A 14437-nucleotide genomic window follows, 5' to 3' on the forward strand; every position below is an offset into this window, starting at 1 on the left:
CGCGGATTGCCTGTGGAATCAGCAGGCAAAAGCGCGGATAGCCCTATTCAGCGAAAAGGCGTTTGTACGCTGACGCGGCCCATATGACTGTTAGCGGGCCAGTAAACGGCGGGATTTACACCCTGATCGCCTCAAGTCCCCCCTGCAATGCCGAAGATGCTCATCATTCGTTTGAGGTTGTAGGCAAGCACATGAAGGCTCATCTCGGTGATTACTCGCAGGACTGCAAGTCTGCCTTCCTACGGCAGTTAACTCGTCGGAGTTTTATCTTCGACGGAGGCGTTTCAGTTGACCCGGCCGTAGGCATCGAGCTCCCTCGGGCCTCAAGCGCAGGTGCTGAGCGTCTCTGACAAGAAACTTCACTGCCTTGTGAACATGGCGACGAATTGCTCGATCACTTCTCAAGATGAGACCGATACCACATTCATCACCGTATTTTTCCTTGTCGTAGTTACAGCTGTGCACATAGCCCTGAGCATGCATGATGTCTTCCCATAGCTCGCCGAGCTGGATAGACTTGCCCCTTACGTAAGCGACGTGCACCTACCGGCTTGAGTCGCACATGCTGATCGTTCTTGACCAGGTACCGCATGGTGTAATGCACATCAGCCCGCGCATCCAGGTCCCGCCTATGGATCAGGCCAAGCCCCAGCCTATCTGGGTATTCATCCTTGTCGAGGTTGCAGTTGTTGAAGTAACCCTGGCCACGGGTAATACGCTCCCACAACTCACCGATCCGCTGAGCCCTGTAGATATCAGCGCTCACTTCAGCACCGTTGAAGAAGAACGCAGCATGGATGTGGTACCCGCGATCCTCCCCCTGCTCGACACAGCAGATGTAACCGGTCTGATGGTCGAAGATCGGATTGCGTTCACGTTCAGCGATGAGCCGATCCAGGTCATCGAATACATGCTCAGCACGCAACCTCGCCCGGATCTCTGCCCGATAATACAGATCAACCCTGACTACGCAGGTGCGGGCGTAGCGATCAAGCACAGCGTCGACATAGCGACCGACCTCAACCTCCTGCTGAGCCGTCTGGTAACGCTGATCGTGCTCCTGACGGGTATACCGCTTTTGGGTGAGGAGAGTACGGACGGTCTTGGTCAGTTCGTTCAGCGTCTCGCTGGTGCTCAGATAGCGCGTTTCGTCCTCGCTCAAGCAGGTAATACCAAAGGGACTGCGCTCTATCCCAATGGTCTGGCAGGCTTCCTGGAAAAGATTCAGGTGCCAACTGTACTGGTAGCCTGCATCGCCCTCGAACAACGCGACCATCTGCACGATCCTATCGAAGTATTTTGACAGCTTGGTCTCCCTGATCTGCTCATCACCGTCCTTGGAGCATGTGATTTTGTAGGCTTGGCAATCGGTACGGTGAATGGCGTTGATGAGACGCTCAATTCGGATTGCGGTATTGGACTGAGATTGGAGCGTGTTGGTGTTTCGTTTGGTCATGGTTCTGTACCTGGTTGGTGGTTTCGCATACCAGGTACGGGATGTGTATTTATTAACCGATGACATAGCCCGGAGGCAGGGTGATAGTGCCTGTGTGGTTACTAGAAATCAGTCTATCGAGTAGTTATTGGCTGATAGTCTAGAGCTATATAACTAGATTCCGCTCCAAGATCCAGTGATCACCCCAGGCTGGCCAGGCAATGAGGGGCAACATTACCGAGCCAGCCGAAGGATTCACTAAATTACAGCCTAGGTGAGTTAGCTGAGAATGCCGCCTCCCAGACCGCATAAGCGCCATGACCAGCCTCAGCCAGTCATGGCGCAAATGATCGTTTTCTAGCTGGCCATACTCAAGTGGCTTTTGGGGCGTACCGCTACACCATCTGCCAAGTCACGCTCCTCGATCCTTGTCAGAATCCAGTCGTGTACTTCGCTCTCGACCCAGCCAACGCAACGATCGCCCAGCGGCACAGAATTCGGAAAAGGTACCTTCCGAGATGTACTTGTAGATGGTCGACCGGGCCAGGCCGGTCGAATCGATGACTTCTTTCAGGCGAATGATCCTCATGAGCAAGCTCCTCTGTTAGCTCAGAGGATCTGCATGCAGAGGTTTTTTTTACTGCAGCCCCAACGCCTTTCTTACCTTGCGCGGCAAACAGACCAAACCGAAATCCAAGCGGAGCTGCAAGTCGAACTCCGTTTCACTGGCTTCCGATCCGATATTCACCACTCCCCGCCCAACCTCACGAAGCACCGAAAAACGCCCAAGCCCCACGAGCATGGGCTGAAACAGGATCGTGATCGCGCGGTCACCGAAATCGCTCATGTTCGGAAGAATGCGAATATCCGCTGCCTCGAAATCTACCCAGTCCGCCTGGCCGAATCGCGCTCGATACTCGCGCGCAATCTCCATTGCCAATGCGTAGATGCACGCACAGGTTTGCCTTGCCTCGCCGCCCGCGCCATCCTTCAGATCACTGGCCGCTTCGCCACCTCTTCCCGCTTTCAGTTCGGGATCGATTTCGCTTGCCAGCGCAGGTTTTGGCGCCTTGATAAAATCCCTCTCAATCCACGCCCTCAACTCAGCGTCCTCAATCGGCTTATCCGAAGCCAATTTCTGCCAATGTCGCGAGAGCAGATGTGAGGCATACCGACAGAGCAGGTGCTGAAACAGGAAAAAGACTTTCCCCGGCTGCCCCATCAAGAGGCAAAGAAGACTGGCTGGCGTTTCAATCCCATGTAGCGGCCCTTCCCTTGCAATTTTACAATCACCGCGCAGCACATCCGCATGGGTGTACGCCTTGCCATCCCAGTCATGGGTTATATGAACGGCAATGGCCCCCTGTGGTGCGACAGCATCGATATTCAGAAAGTAAGTGCTCTCGATCCTGCCTGCGGCAAAAACCTTGCTCGACAGGCCAGGGATATGGCGCCGAATCAGCCCCAGCATCATTAGGCGAGCAAGGCGAGTTTTCACTTGCTCAGGATGCATGCCCGTGAGCTTCGCCAGTTCTGGAAGCCCTACCTGCGCTTCACCGAACTGATCTGAGCGTGAGAGCAGCACCGCGAAGAGCAGGCGATTGCGGATACTCAATCGCCCACGGCCTCCGAGAAGCTGGCGCTTTCCCTTCGCAGGCCGTGCAATGGCTGCCTCCTCGCCGAACTCTCTGGACTTCCTAGACTTGCCCAGTTCTCCTGCCTTGTCCAGTTCGGTTCCGAGAACAGCAAAGACCAGATCCGCTCCGGAGAACGAAGCCTGCAATAGCTCGGCGTGCTGTGGATACGTGCGATCTGCAAGGTCGGGCTCATTACCCAGGCACAGTGCGTAGGTAACCTTCCCCCGCCCTCTGAGTCCATTCCGAGGGGCGACACATCGCTCCAGCACACCCGCATCGACTAACTCGCTCAACGCAGCGGAAACGACTGCTTCATCCAAACGAAGGTGCTTCGCAAGCGACTTTACGCTGAGGTCTTGCCATGGCTCATGCCTTTGCTCCGGCCCAGCAATGATGGCCTCCAGCAGAAAGCGGGCGTCCGGGCCACACGCGGAAACCACCTTTAGAAAGCGCTCAAAATACAGAGACATGTCGCGTTCACAATCAAAAAAGCAGATATTTTACACCCTGTAACTCTTATAGCAGTTTTTATTTAGTGTTACTGATAACATACACGCGTAACACTTTTCAGAAAAATAGAACAGTCCGAACGCTGCCCCACATCTAGGCGGCGCCTTCAAGGGGAAATGGAGAGCTACGGTGCGTACAGCAGACAAGATTCGCTGGCTGAAAAAAGAGAACGCCGAATGGCAGTGGGTATGCGATTACATGGACGATAACGCCAGCGAGGCGATTGCCGAGGACATCAAGTGCATCCTCAGGGACAGGGAACCCAGCCATGAGATCATCGAGGAGATCATTCGACACCTCACGAGGACTGAGCGCGGTCGTGACTTTATAAAGCGCCTCAGAAATGCCCTGCGCCAGCACAGGTATCGTTCATCTGAGAACGGCAAAATAATCTGCACCTTTGCCTTGCCAACTAAAACCAAGAAGGCCCTGCGCCTAAATGCAGAGAAGCTGAGCAAGAGCGAGAGCGACCTCGTGGACGAAGCCCTCAATCAGTCCGAAAAGCTGATTGAGGAACACCGGCAGCGGGAACAACGGCTTGAGAAAGTTCGCGAACTTGAACGCAAACGAGCGAAGCAGCGCATCGAGCTACTCAGGGTCAAACACCACGAAGCGATGAGACAAATCCAGATGCTCGCGACACGCCTCTCCATCTGGGAACTGGCTCTTGGGGCGGAGCATCCCGACATCAGCGTCGATCAGACCATGCTGGCCGAGACAGCGAAGGAAAAGACGAAGGTCGTCAAGAAGGCGATCAAAACAGCCGTGACTAAGTGGGACTTCCTCCAGGCGAGGGTATAACAACACGTCACTCGACTCGAAAAAATCTCAGCCATACATCACAGCAATGACATACCTACCATGGAGTCTCAACCCATGTCATTGCAGTGCCCCCGCTGTCACTCCCCCAAAGTCGCTTCATTCCACCGTGCGATGAAGATCGCCGCTGCAGTCGGTGCTATAGGTGGTGCCGCTCGTGGCGCCAGTACTGCTCTGGCCGGTGGTCAGGCAGGCACAGCAATTGGTGCCATTGCGGGTCCGGTGGGCATCACCCTCGGATCAGTATCAGGCGCTATTCTCGGAGGCCTCGTTGGCAGTGTCGGCGGCTGCGCCCTTGGCGCCCAGCTCGGTGAAAAGCTGGATCGTCACGTGCTGGCCAACAACCTCTGCCTGATTTGCGGACACCGCTTCAACCTGCCGGCCTGATCCGACTCATCCCCCCCTCTCTTTCGCCACTACCGGTTCGTGTTGCGCTTCTGCGCAGCGCTTTATGCCGGCTATTGCTCAAAGGAATTTCTCCCATGGCTCATCAAATCGAACAAATGGCTTATGTTGGAACTACCCCCTGGCACGGCCTGGGCAACAATCTGCCGCGCAAACAATCCATCGAAGTCTGGCAGCGGGAAGCCGGTATGGACTGGCAGATCCTCGAAAGCCCGGTGCATTTCAAGTCAGAGGTCACGGGCCACCTGGGCGCTATCCATTCCTACCCAGAACAGAAAGTGCTCTACCGCTCAGACACCAAAGCTCCGCTGTCGGTGGTCTCCCAGCGCTACCACACCGTACAGCCGCGTGAAGTGCTGGAATTTTACCGAGACCTCACCGAGGTCTCCGGTTACGAACTGGAAACCGCTGGCGTGCTGAAGGGCGGACGCAAGTTCTGGGCGCTGGCGCGTACTGGGCAAGGGTCTGCCCTCAAGGGCAACGACCAGGTCAACGGCTATCTGCTGCTGGCCACGTCCTGCGACGGCACACTGGCCACCACCGCTACGCCGAGCACCGTGCGCGTGGTGTGCAACAACACGCTGACCGTCGCCCTGGATGGTACTACTCGCGCGATCAAGGTGCCGCACAACACCCGATTCGATCCGAAAGCGGTGAAGAAACAACTCGGCATCGCCGTCTCGCAATGGGACGACTTCATGTACCGCATGCGCGCGCTGGCCGAACGCAAAGTCCAGTGGCATGAGGCCTTGGGGTTCTTCATGAACGTGATGTGCGAAACCTCACCGACTGGCACACTGCCCGAGGTTCTGCCGAATGAGCGTGCCTTGCGCAAGGTACAGGAACTGTACGAAGGCCGTGGACGAGGTAGCCAGTTGGACTCAGCTCGCGGCACCGCTTGGGGCCTGCTCAATGCGGTGACCGAATATGTCGACCACGAACGTCGTGCGCGCAGCAATGAGTACCGGCTAGACTCGGCCTGGTTCGGACAGGGAGCGCAGATCAAGCAGCGCGCCCTGGATACCGCCCTGCAATTGGTCGCTTGACCACTTGCTTACGCTCGGTCAGCCTCGCGCAAACCGAGCGTTTATTTCTGTCTGGTGATAGCCGAACTAGGCCCTCCACCGAGCAGCACCATTCGCAGTCCTTACCGCACTGCGAGGTGTGCGACACAAACCACCTACAAATTCAAAACCGGGTATAAAATCGGGTACACCTAACTTCGCAATTCGCCTTAGAGCCTACAGAGCTTGGCTTGGAACCCAACACTTACCGCCTAACGTCTAGCCAAAACCTGGCCCTCGGGAAACCCCTTGAAGATAAACGCTTCAAGGGGTTTTTCTTTTCCACCGAGATCCCTGGAAGCGTATGAGACCTAGGGTTTTACCGGTCATCCCCCAGTCCGCCACCAGCAATTGGTAGTCAGTACAGAGGCAGGGAGTAGGAAAGGATCAAACGGTTCTCATCGACATCGGCGGCGTAATTGGAGCGCACCATAGCATTGCGCCAGCGCAGGCCGAGGTTCTTCAACGGCCCGCCCTGGATGACATAACTGATGTCGATATCGCGCTCCCAGGCGCGACCATCGTCAGCTCCTCCGACCTCAGCATGATCACCCCGCACATAGCGAGTCAGCGCCGTCAGGCCAGGGATCCCCAACGCCGCGAAGTTATAGTCATAGCGAAGTTGCCAGGAGCGTTCGCCGGCCGTGGTGAAGTTGCGTACCTGGATGTCGTTGACCAGCGGTGTGCTGGTCCCGGCGATATAGATCATTCCGTCGTCGCCATACATGCGCTGATAACCGCCAGCGAAGGTGTGCCCGCGCCAACTGGCGGAGATGAAACTGGTGAACGCACGGTTATCCAGATCCCCCAGGTCCGCCCTGCCCTCTTCACTGGTAGTGAACAGGCCAATGTTGCCGGCCAGGGCCCAGTCGCCGATCTTCTGCTGATGACTCAGGTTGTAGAAGCGTTGCCGGTAGACATCTTCGAGCGCTGCCTGCCAGACGCCGACCTGGCTGCGCTCTGCATTGAAACGGTACTCCGCCCCCATATAGTTGAAGCGGTCGGAGAGGATCGCAGGGCGCCCATCCACCGATAGGTCCTCATGGTTGCTGGAGTTGCGCTGACTCAGCGAACGCATCTGCCCACCATGCAAGGTCAGGCCAGCAACTTCCCGGGAGGTAAGCATGGCCCCTTGGAAGGTCTGCGGCAGCAGGCGGCCATCGTTACGCAACAGGATCGGTAACTCCGGCATCAACTCGCCGACCTTCAGTTCGGTACTAGACAGTTTCAACTTGACCGCGGAGCCAAGCCGCGAATAGCTATCGGCGGCACGTCCATCATCGCCCTTGGGCAACAAGCCAGAACCGCTGCGCGCCGGGCTGCTGTCCAGCTTCAAACCCAATTGGCCGATCACATCGACACCCACACCCAACGTACCGGCGGTATAGCCGGACTTGGCCTGCAACAGCAGGCCCTGGGCCCATTCTTCCTGTTTCGACTGGGCAGCATCGGGTTGGCGGAAATCGCGGTTGAAGTACAGGTTGCGCATCCCCAAGGTCACGCTGGCATCCTCGATGAAGCCTTCGGCCCAGGCCGTCAGCGGCAAGCCGGCCAGCACTAGCGGGGCTATCGCCGCAGCCTTCAGCGAGGGCGGAACAGTGACAGAGTGGCGTCGGATCATTGTTATTTTCCTTTTTTCCGGACAGCAAAACGCCGCAGGGCAAAATGCCCTGGGCAGAGGTTTTGTACAGTTCAGCGAAGGCCCTGGTAGTCAGTTGGCCTTCAGGTCGTTGCGATGGACGCTATGCGCGCTACGCCAGAGGAAAGCGGTAGCCAGCCCCACGGCCGCACGCCCTGCCCTTACCGGGAAGAAACAGAGGAGGATGGAGGCTGGGGAGCATGATGGCACGGTCCTTAGTGTTGTTATGCGTGAGGCTGGGGTTTAACGGGTGTGACGCCCCATGCGACAAGCAATCTCGAACGCCTGCCGGGTAGCACCGACGTTGGCCTTGCCCTGCCCGGCGATGTCGAAGGCTGTGCCGTGGGCCGGGGTGGTGATAGGGATTGGCAGACCGCCTTGGACCGTGACGCCACGGGAGAAGCCCATCAGCTTGATCGCGATCTGGCCTTGGTCGTGATACATGGTCACCACGGCGTCGAAGGCCTGGCTGTCACCCTGCACCTTGAGGAAGATGGTGTCGCCCGGGTACGGCCCGATAGCGTCGATACCCTGCTCCCGGGCGCTCTGCACCGCCGGGCCGATGATATCCAACTCTTCACGACCGAAGCTGCCGTTGTCGCCGTTGTGCGGGTTCAGGCCACACACCCCGATGCGCGGTTTTTCCATGCCGCTGCGCTTGAGCGCGGTATCGATCAGGCGGATGGCCTCGACCACCCGTGCCTGGCTGAGCATCCCCGGTACTTCGGCCAAGGCCACGTGGGAGGTCACCCGCGACGTCCAGAGGTTGTCGAGTACATTGAACTCACAGAACGGCCCGTGGAAGTCCAGCAGCTCAGCAAACCAATGCAGCTCATCGCTGTGGGCCATGCCGGCCATGTGCAGTGAGGTCTTGTTCAGAGGCCCGAACAGCACCGCATCGGTGCTCCCCGATTCGGTCAAGCGCACCGCCACCTCCAGGGTGTCGAGGCTGTAACGGCCACCGACCACACTTGCCTCACTGCGGGGAAACTCGCCTTGGGCCTGCCCGCGAAACGGGTAGAGCAGCGGTACGTCATCGATAAAGTCCAATGACTCCAGCGACTCGATACGACGGTAAGGGAACTCGCATCCAGCAATCTGCATGCCCTTGCGCGCCTCGGCTTCGTCGGCGATCAAAACAACATGCGCCTTGCCACGCACCTCGGGCTCGGCCAGCAGACGGGCAATCAGTTCCGGGCCAATGCCGGCCGGATCGCCAAGCACCATGGCCAGGCGTGGAAGATTAGTGCTGCTCATGCGGTGGTCCTCATATCGTTGGACGCCTGCGCCAAGCGCACGGCGTCGGGCACGGTGCGATAGATGCGCCGGGCATTGCGGTAGAAAAGCTGTTCCTGCGATTCACGCGGCAGGTCGATGACGATGCGCTTGAAACCGCGGTAAATGTCGTCGAACGATCCACACAGGCCGTCGACAGGAAAGTTGCTGGCGAACATCGCCCGCTCGGCGCCAAACATGGCGATGATCTCGCGGACAATCCAGGCATTGTCGTCCGCGCTCCAGCGTTTGCCAGCCTGGCCGATACCGGAAATCTTCACCGCTACGTTCGGACACTCGGCGAAACGCGCCATGGCTTTGTGCCAGGCAGCCAGGCCCTGCTCGCTGCGGTCCGAAGGCAAACCGGCATGGTTGAGAATCAGCAAAGTCTGGGGAAAATCACGCGCTAGCCGCTCGGCTTCGACGAGGTTCCACCAGGGCGTCTGCAGGTCGAAATGCAATTCGTGGCGGGCCAGCTCGGCAAAGCCACGGCGCCAGCACTCATCACTCATCAGGCTCTGCGTGTGCCCCACCTCTTCCGGCTTGCTGGGGCCGCCGGGTTTGTGCCGTACGCTGCGCACTCGGGCGAAAGCGGCCTGGGCTGCCAGCACCTCGGCAGCGTCGGGCGCGTCCAGCCAGGCTTGCGCGACCACGGCATGGGGTGCGCCGTAACGGGCCGCTACCTCATGGATGAAACGGGTTTCGCCCACCGGGTCGAGCGGGTCCCATTCAGTCTCCACATACACCGTCTCGATCACTTGGTGCTCACCGGCATCGGCGAAGTAATCCTCAGGAAAGTAGCGGCGCTTGATCGCGCTGTAGTCACCGTAACGGAACGGGATCGTTTCACTGCCCGACAACCACGGGTGGTAATTCTGCTGCGGGTCCCAGAAATGGTGGTGGGCATCGACGATCGGCCCGTCATACAACTCAGCCATGGTTTACCTCGGTTTTGTCCAGAGCGATCAACAAGGTGCCGGCGATGAATAGTGCCGAGCACGCGGCGAAGAAGGCGAGCACCGCCGAATAACCGCCCAGGTGCTGCAGCAGCAGGCCGACCAGGATCGGCACGGCAATACCGCCCAGGCTGCCAGCCATGTTCATCACGCCACCGATCAGGCCGACCCGCGCAGGGGCCGCGAGCAGCGCCGGGAAGCTCCAGTACAGGCTGCCCCACATCAGGAAGAAGGCGGTCAGCGATAGCATGGCCACGGCGGCGTAGGCATTGCTCAGCCCCGGCAGCAACAGGAAGGCCATCAAGGCCACCAGCCCGGACACTGTCAGCAGGCCCTTCGCCGCCAGGCCGCGGCGCACGCCCTTGCGGATCAGCAAGTCGCAGAGGAAGCCGCCACACAACGAACCGATGGCACCGCAGAGGAAAATGATGAAGGTGGCAGCACCGATACCTTTGATGTCAAAACCACGTGCCTGGGACAGGTAGCTCGGGCCCCAGGTCAGCAGGCCGAAGAACACCATCGCCCAACTGGCGCGGCCGATCAGGATGCCGACCAACGAACGCCTGGCGATGCCCAACCCACGCATGGTTTGCCGCGCCGCTTCGGCCACCGGTACGGCACGCGTACCGTTGATCTTGTCCAGCTCGGCCGCGTTGACGCCTGGATGGTCGGCAGGGTTGTCACGCAGATAGCGCCAGGCCACCCAAGCCATGGCCAGGGTGGCGATGCCCGCGATGAAGAAGGCGGTACGCCAGGAGCCGAACACGGCGATCAGGTAAGCAATGATCAGGCCGCCGAGGGCAGCGCCCAGTGGGCCGCCGCAGTCCATCAGCACAGCACCGCGACTGCGCTCGTTGGCACCCAGCCAGAGCGAATTGAGCTTGCCGCCGGAGGGGAACAAAGGCGCTTCCGCAGCCCCCAGGGCGACCCTGGCGAACATTAGCGAAATACCGCCGGTGGCGAAGGCAGCCAAGGTCTGGAAGGCGCCCCACAGGCCAGTGGACCAACCAATCACGCGGCGTGGGCCATAGCGGTCGATCAGCCAGCCGCCCGGAATCTGCAACAAGGCGTAGGCCCAGAAGAAACTGCTGAGGATCAGCCCCTGCATGCTCGGCGTCAGCTCGAACTCAGCGGCGATGGTCGGCATGGCTATAGACAGGGAAACACGGTCGACCAAGTTGATGACGGTGAGCGCGAAGATGATGGCGAAGATACGCCAGCGCACATTGCTCGCCTTCGCCACGACCGTCTCGTCACGCGGGTGAACGGTCTGCAGCACAGCTGATGGTGGCTGAGCCATGGGTAGTTCCTCTGTTTTGTTGTTTTTGTAGATCGGGTGACAGTACATGCCCGACAGATCGAACTATCGGCCTGGTATCGATAACCGTCTAATCAAACCTGCTCATCACCCCATCGCCTCTGGTTATAGCTCACCAGCGCCCGACCTATAGCCGGGGGTTATCAATGTATAGGTTCTTTTGAGTAGACGCTTATCGGCGGGCTTCCCACACTCGGGCCTCCATAACAATGACAAGAGAGGTCCACCATGCCCTTCGCCCCTGCGCGTCGAGCCGTCCGTTTTCTCGCCGCCTGCTCTTTGTTCTGTGCCAGCACCATGCCCGCCCTGGCGGATAGCTGGCAGCCCGAGAAGAACGTAGAAATCGTCGTGGCCGGCGGTCCCGGTGGCGGCACCGACCAGTTGGCCCGCCTGATCCAGTCGGCCATCAGCCAGCACCATTTGCTGGAGGTCAACACCGTGGTGCTGAACAAAGGCGGCGGTAATGGCGCCGAAGCCTTCCTCGACATGAAGCTTGCCAACGGCGATGCCCACAAGCTGGTAATCGGCACCAACAACGTCTACTTGCTGCCCCTAGTCGCCAAACTCGGCTACCAGTGGACCGACCTGACCCCAGTGGCGGCGGTCGCCGAGGACGACTTCATCCTCTGGACCTACCAGGACGCCCCTTGGGCAGACGCCACGGCCTTCAATGCCGAACTGTCGAAGAACCCGGAGAAACTGCGCATCGGTGGCAGCCAGTCCAAGGACGTCGACCAGACCCTAACCCTGATGCTCGCCAAACAGGCCGGCAGCAAGCTCACCTATATCCCCTTCAAGAGCGGCAGTGAAGCGTCCATCCAGTTGGCGGGCAAGCACATCGCCGCCAACCTCAACAACCCGGCCGAAAGCCTCAGCCAATGGCGCGGCGGCCAGGTCAAGCCGCTGTGCGTGTTCAGCCACGAGCGCATGATCTATCGCCAGAAGGTGACCGCGGAACAGTCCTGGGCTGATATTCCGACCTGCCATGAACAAGGACTGGGGATCGACCAGTATCGCTTTCCACGTACGGTGTTCCTGCCGGGCGGCATCAGCGACGAGCAACGTGCCTTCTATGTCGAGCTGATGCGCAAAGTCAGCCAGGCCCCCGAGTTCAAGGCCTATGTCGAGCGCTCGGCGCTGGCGCCGACCTTCCTCGAAGGCCAGGACCTGATCACCTACATCGAGAAAGACCGTCAGCGCGTTATCCCGCTGTTCCAGGAAGCCGGCTGGCTGCGCCAGTGAATCCCCCAGCGCCCTTGAGCTTCATAAACCAAGGGCACAGGCACTCACGCCTAGGAGACTTGCATGTCCATATCCAAGAATGCGCCGCTGGTATCCACCCGCTGGGTGGAAATCGCGCTGGCGCTGTTCACCGCCGCCTTGGGCGGCATCGTCATGTATGGCAGCCTGGAGATCGGCATCGGCTGGAGCGACAGCGGTCCAGAGGCCGGATACTTCCCGTTCTACATCGGCCTGCTGCTGAGCAGTGCCAGCCTTGGCAATCTGCTCATGGTGCTGCTGCGCTGGAAGGCATTGGCAAGCGCGTTCGTTGCTCGCAAGGCATTCGCCCAGGTGCTGGCGGTGTTCCTGCCGATCACCGCCTACGTGATACTGCAGTCGCTGCTCGGCATCTACCTGGCCTCGGCACTGTTCATCGCCTGGTTCATGTGGCGTAACTGCCAGGGTGAGCGGCGTCATGGGCTGCCGATCATCCTGGCGATTGCCATCGGCGCGCCCCTGGCCAGCTACCTGATCTTTGCCGTCTGGTTCAAGGTGCCGCTCGATGCTGGCGTCCTGGCCGAGCTGCCGGCCGTCCTACAGAGGATCCTGCCATGAGCGAACTCGATTCCCTGATGCAGGGCATGAGCCTGATCTTTAGCGCCCACCACCTGGGCCTGATGGTGATTGGCGTGCTACTGGGCATCCTGGTCGGCGTGTTGCCCGGCCTCGGCGCCCCCAACGGCGTAGCCCTGCTGCTGCCACTGACCTTCACCATGTCGCCGGTGTCGGCCATCATCCTGCTGTCGTGCATGTACTGGGGTGCGCTGTTCGGTGGCTCGATCACCTCAATCCTGTTCAACATTCCCGGCGAACCCTCCTCGGTGGCCACCACTTTCGACGGCTATCCCATGGCGCGCAACGGCCAGGCCGGCGAAGCGCTGACCGCCGCCTTCACCTCCGCCCTGCTGGGCGCGCTGGTCGGGGTGCTGCTGCTCACCTTCCTGTCCACCCGCATCGCCGAATTCGCCATGGCATTCAGCTCGCCGGAGTTCTTCGCTGTATACCTGCTGGCGTTTTGCACGTTCATCGGCATGAGCAAGAACCCGCCGCTGAAAACCGTGGTGGCGATGATGATCGGCTTCGCCATGGCTGCAGTAGGCATGGATACGGTGTCGGGCGACCTGCGCCTGACGTTCGACCAGCCCTGGATGCTCTCAGGGTTGAGCTTCGAGGTCGCCGTGATCGGCCTGTTCGGCATCGGTGAAATCCTTTGCACCGTCGAGGAAGGCCTGGTGTTTCGTGGCGAACGGGCGCGAATCACGCCCATGGTGATCCTGCGCACCTGGGCCAAACTGCCCCGCTACTGGCTGACCTGGCTGCGCAGCGCCCTGGTCGGGTGCTGGATGGGCGTCACCCCGGGAGGCCCGACCGCCGCCTCGTTCATGAGCTACAGCCTGGCGCGGCGCTTCTCCAAGCAACGCGACAACTTCGGCAAAGGTGAAATGGAAGGCGTGATCGCCCCGGAAACCGCCGACCACAGCGCCGGCACCAGTGCCCTGCTGCCGATGCTGACCCTCGGCATCCCCGGCTCGGCGACCGCCGCGGTGATGCTTGGCGGGCTGATGATCTGGGGCCTGCACCCTGGGCCGACACTGTTCGTCGAGCAACATGACTTCGTCTGGGGGCTGATCGCCAGCATGTACCTAGGTAACGTCGTCAGCCTGATCGTGGTACTCGCCACGGTGCCGCTGTTCGCCTCGATCCTGCGTATCCCGTTCTCGATCATCGCACCGATCATCATCATGATCTGCGCCATCGGCGCCTACTCGGTACACAACTCGATGTCCGACGTCTGGCTGATGCTGCTCTTCGGCGCGCTCGGCTACCTGTTCAAGAAGCTCGGCTATCCGATTGCGCCGCTGGTTCTGGCTGCCGTGCTCGGTGACAAGGCCGAGGATGCCTTCCGCCAGTCGATGTTGTTTTCCGATGGGCAACTGGCGATCTTCTGGTCCAACCCGCTGGTCGGCAGCCTGACCACCGCCGCACTGCTGATGTTGTTCTGGCCACTGCTCGCTCGCGCAGTCCGGTTGCTGACACGCCGCTCCTGCAAACACGCCTCGACCGCATGATGCTCAGCGCCGGGCTCCTCCCATGGAGA

12 protein-coding genes and 1 pseudogene are annotated in these 14437 nt (G+C 59.7%); 6 read left to right on the forward strand and 7 right to left on the reverse strand.

What is annotated here, in order from left to right; translation table 11 throughout:
• Positions 1-451: 451 nt before the first annotated feature.
• The 3 genes and pseudogenes from ACYU03_RS22020 to ACYU03_RS22030 form a co-directional block, all read right to left on the reverse strand.
• Positions 452-1456 (reverse strand): YagK/YfjJ domain-containing protein, encoded by a 1005-nt coding sequence (locus ACYU03_RS22020; RefSeq protein WP_461886725.1) that lies wholly within the window; start codon positions 1454-1456, stop codon positions 452-454.
• A gap of 336 nt (positions 1457-1792) precedes the next feature.
• Positions 1793-2024, reverse strand: a pseudogene (locus ACYU03_RS22025) (helix-turn-helix transcriptional regulator).
• A 48-nt stretch (positions 2025-2072) separates the two neighbouring features.
• Positions 2073-3542 (reverse strand): hypothetical protein, encoded by a 1470-nt coding sequence (locus tag ACYU03_RS22030; RefSeq protein ID WP_461886726.1) that lies wholly within the window; start codon positions 3540-3542, stop codon positions 2073-2075.
• A 169-nt stretch (positions 3543-3711) separates the two neighbouring features.
• Between ACYU03_RS22030 and ACYU03_RS22035 the strand changes: the two genes are divergently transcribed.
• The 3 genes from ACYU03_RS22035 to ACYU03_RS22045 all read left to right on the forward strand — a co-directional run bounded on the left by ACYU03_RS22035 (position 3712) and on the right by ACYU03_RS22045 (position 5852).
• Positions 3712-4383 (forward strand): hypothetical protein, encoded by a 672-nt coding sequence (locus tag ACYU03_RS22035; RefSeq protein ID WP_461886727.1) that lies wholly within the window; start codon positions 3712-3714, stop codon positions 4381-4383.
• 75 nt (positions 4384-4458) lie between these two features.
• Positions 4459-4788 carry a hypothetical protein gene (locus tag ACYU03_RS22040; RefSeq protein ID WP_461886728.1) on the forward strand — a complete coding sequence of 110 codons (330 nt, stop codon included), beginning with the start codon at positions 4459-4461 and terminating at the stop codon, positions 4786-4788.
• Between the two features lie 95 nt (positions 4789-4883).
• Positions 4884-5852, forward strand: a complete 969-nt coding sequence (locus ACYU03_RS22045) for a DUF932 domain-containing protein (RefSeq protein ID WP_461886729.1) — start codon at positions 4884-4886, stop codon at positions 5850-5852.
• A gap of 376 nt (positions 5853-6228) precedes the next feature.
• On the opposite strand, the gene ACYU03_RS22050 is transcribed toward ACYU03_RS22045, so the two are convergent.
• From ACYU03_RS22050 to ACYU03_RS22065, 4 genes are all read right to left on the reverse strand, one after another.
• Entirely contained in the window at positions 6229-7491 is a 1263-nt protein-coding gene (locus tag ACYU03_RS22050; protein WP_461886730.1) for an OprD family porin, read from the reverse strand.
• A 261-nt stretch (positions 7492-7752) separates the two neighbouring features.
• A complete protein-coding gene (locus ACYU03_RS22055; RefSeq protein WP_461886731.1) occupies positions 7753-8766 on the reverse strand; it encodes a 4-hydroxythreonine-4-phosphate dehydrogenase PdxA in 1014 nt (337 codons plus the stop codon).
• Entirely contained in the window at positions 8763-9722 is a 960-nt protein-coding gene (locus ACYU03_RS22060; protein ID WP_461886732.1) for an amidohydrolase family protein, read from the reverse strand. Before ACYU03_RS22060 ends, ACYU03_RS22055 begins: the two co-directional genes overlap by 4 nt.
• Positions 9715-11040 (reverse strand): MFS transporter, encoded by a 1326-nt coding sequence (locus tag ACYU03_RS22065; protein WP_461886733.1) that lies wholly within the window; start codon positions 11038-11040, stop codon positions 9715-9717. The genes ACYU03_RS22060 and ACYU03_RS22065 overlap by 8 nt, the downstream gene beginning before the upstream one ends.
• 246 nt (positions 11041-11286) lie before the next feature.
• On the opposite strand from ACYU03_RS22065, the gene ACYU03_RS22070 reads away from it, so the two are divergent.
• From ACYU03_RS22070 to ACYU03_RS22080, 3 genes are all read left to right on the forward strand, one after another.
• A complete protein-coding gene (locus ACYU03_RS22070) occupies positions 11287-12300 on the forward strand; it encodes a Bug family tripartite tricarboxylate transporter substrate binding protein (protein WP_461886734.1) in 1014 nt (337 codons plus the stop codon).
• 63 nt (positions 12301-12363) lie between these two features.
• Complete coding sequence (locus tag ACYU03_RS22075; RefSeq protein ID WP_461886735.1) at positions 12364-12894, forward strand: tripartite tricarboxylate transporter TctB family protein; 531 nt, start codon at positions 12364-12366, stop codon at positions 12892-12894.
• Positions 12891-14408, forward strand: a complete 1518-nt coding sequence (locus ACYU03_RS22080) for a tripartite tricarboxylate transporter permease (protein ID WP_461886736.1) — start codon at positions 12891-12893, stop codon at positions 14406-14408. The genes ACYU03_RS22075 and ACYU03_RS22080 overlap by 4 nt, the downstream gene beginning before the upstream one ends.
• Positions 14409-14437: the final 29 nt, after the last annotated feature.

The sequence above is a fragment of the Pseudomonas sp. X10 genome, from assembly GCF_054889225.1.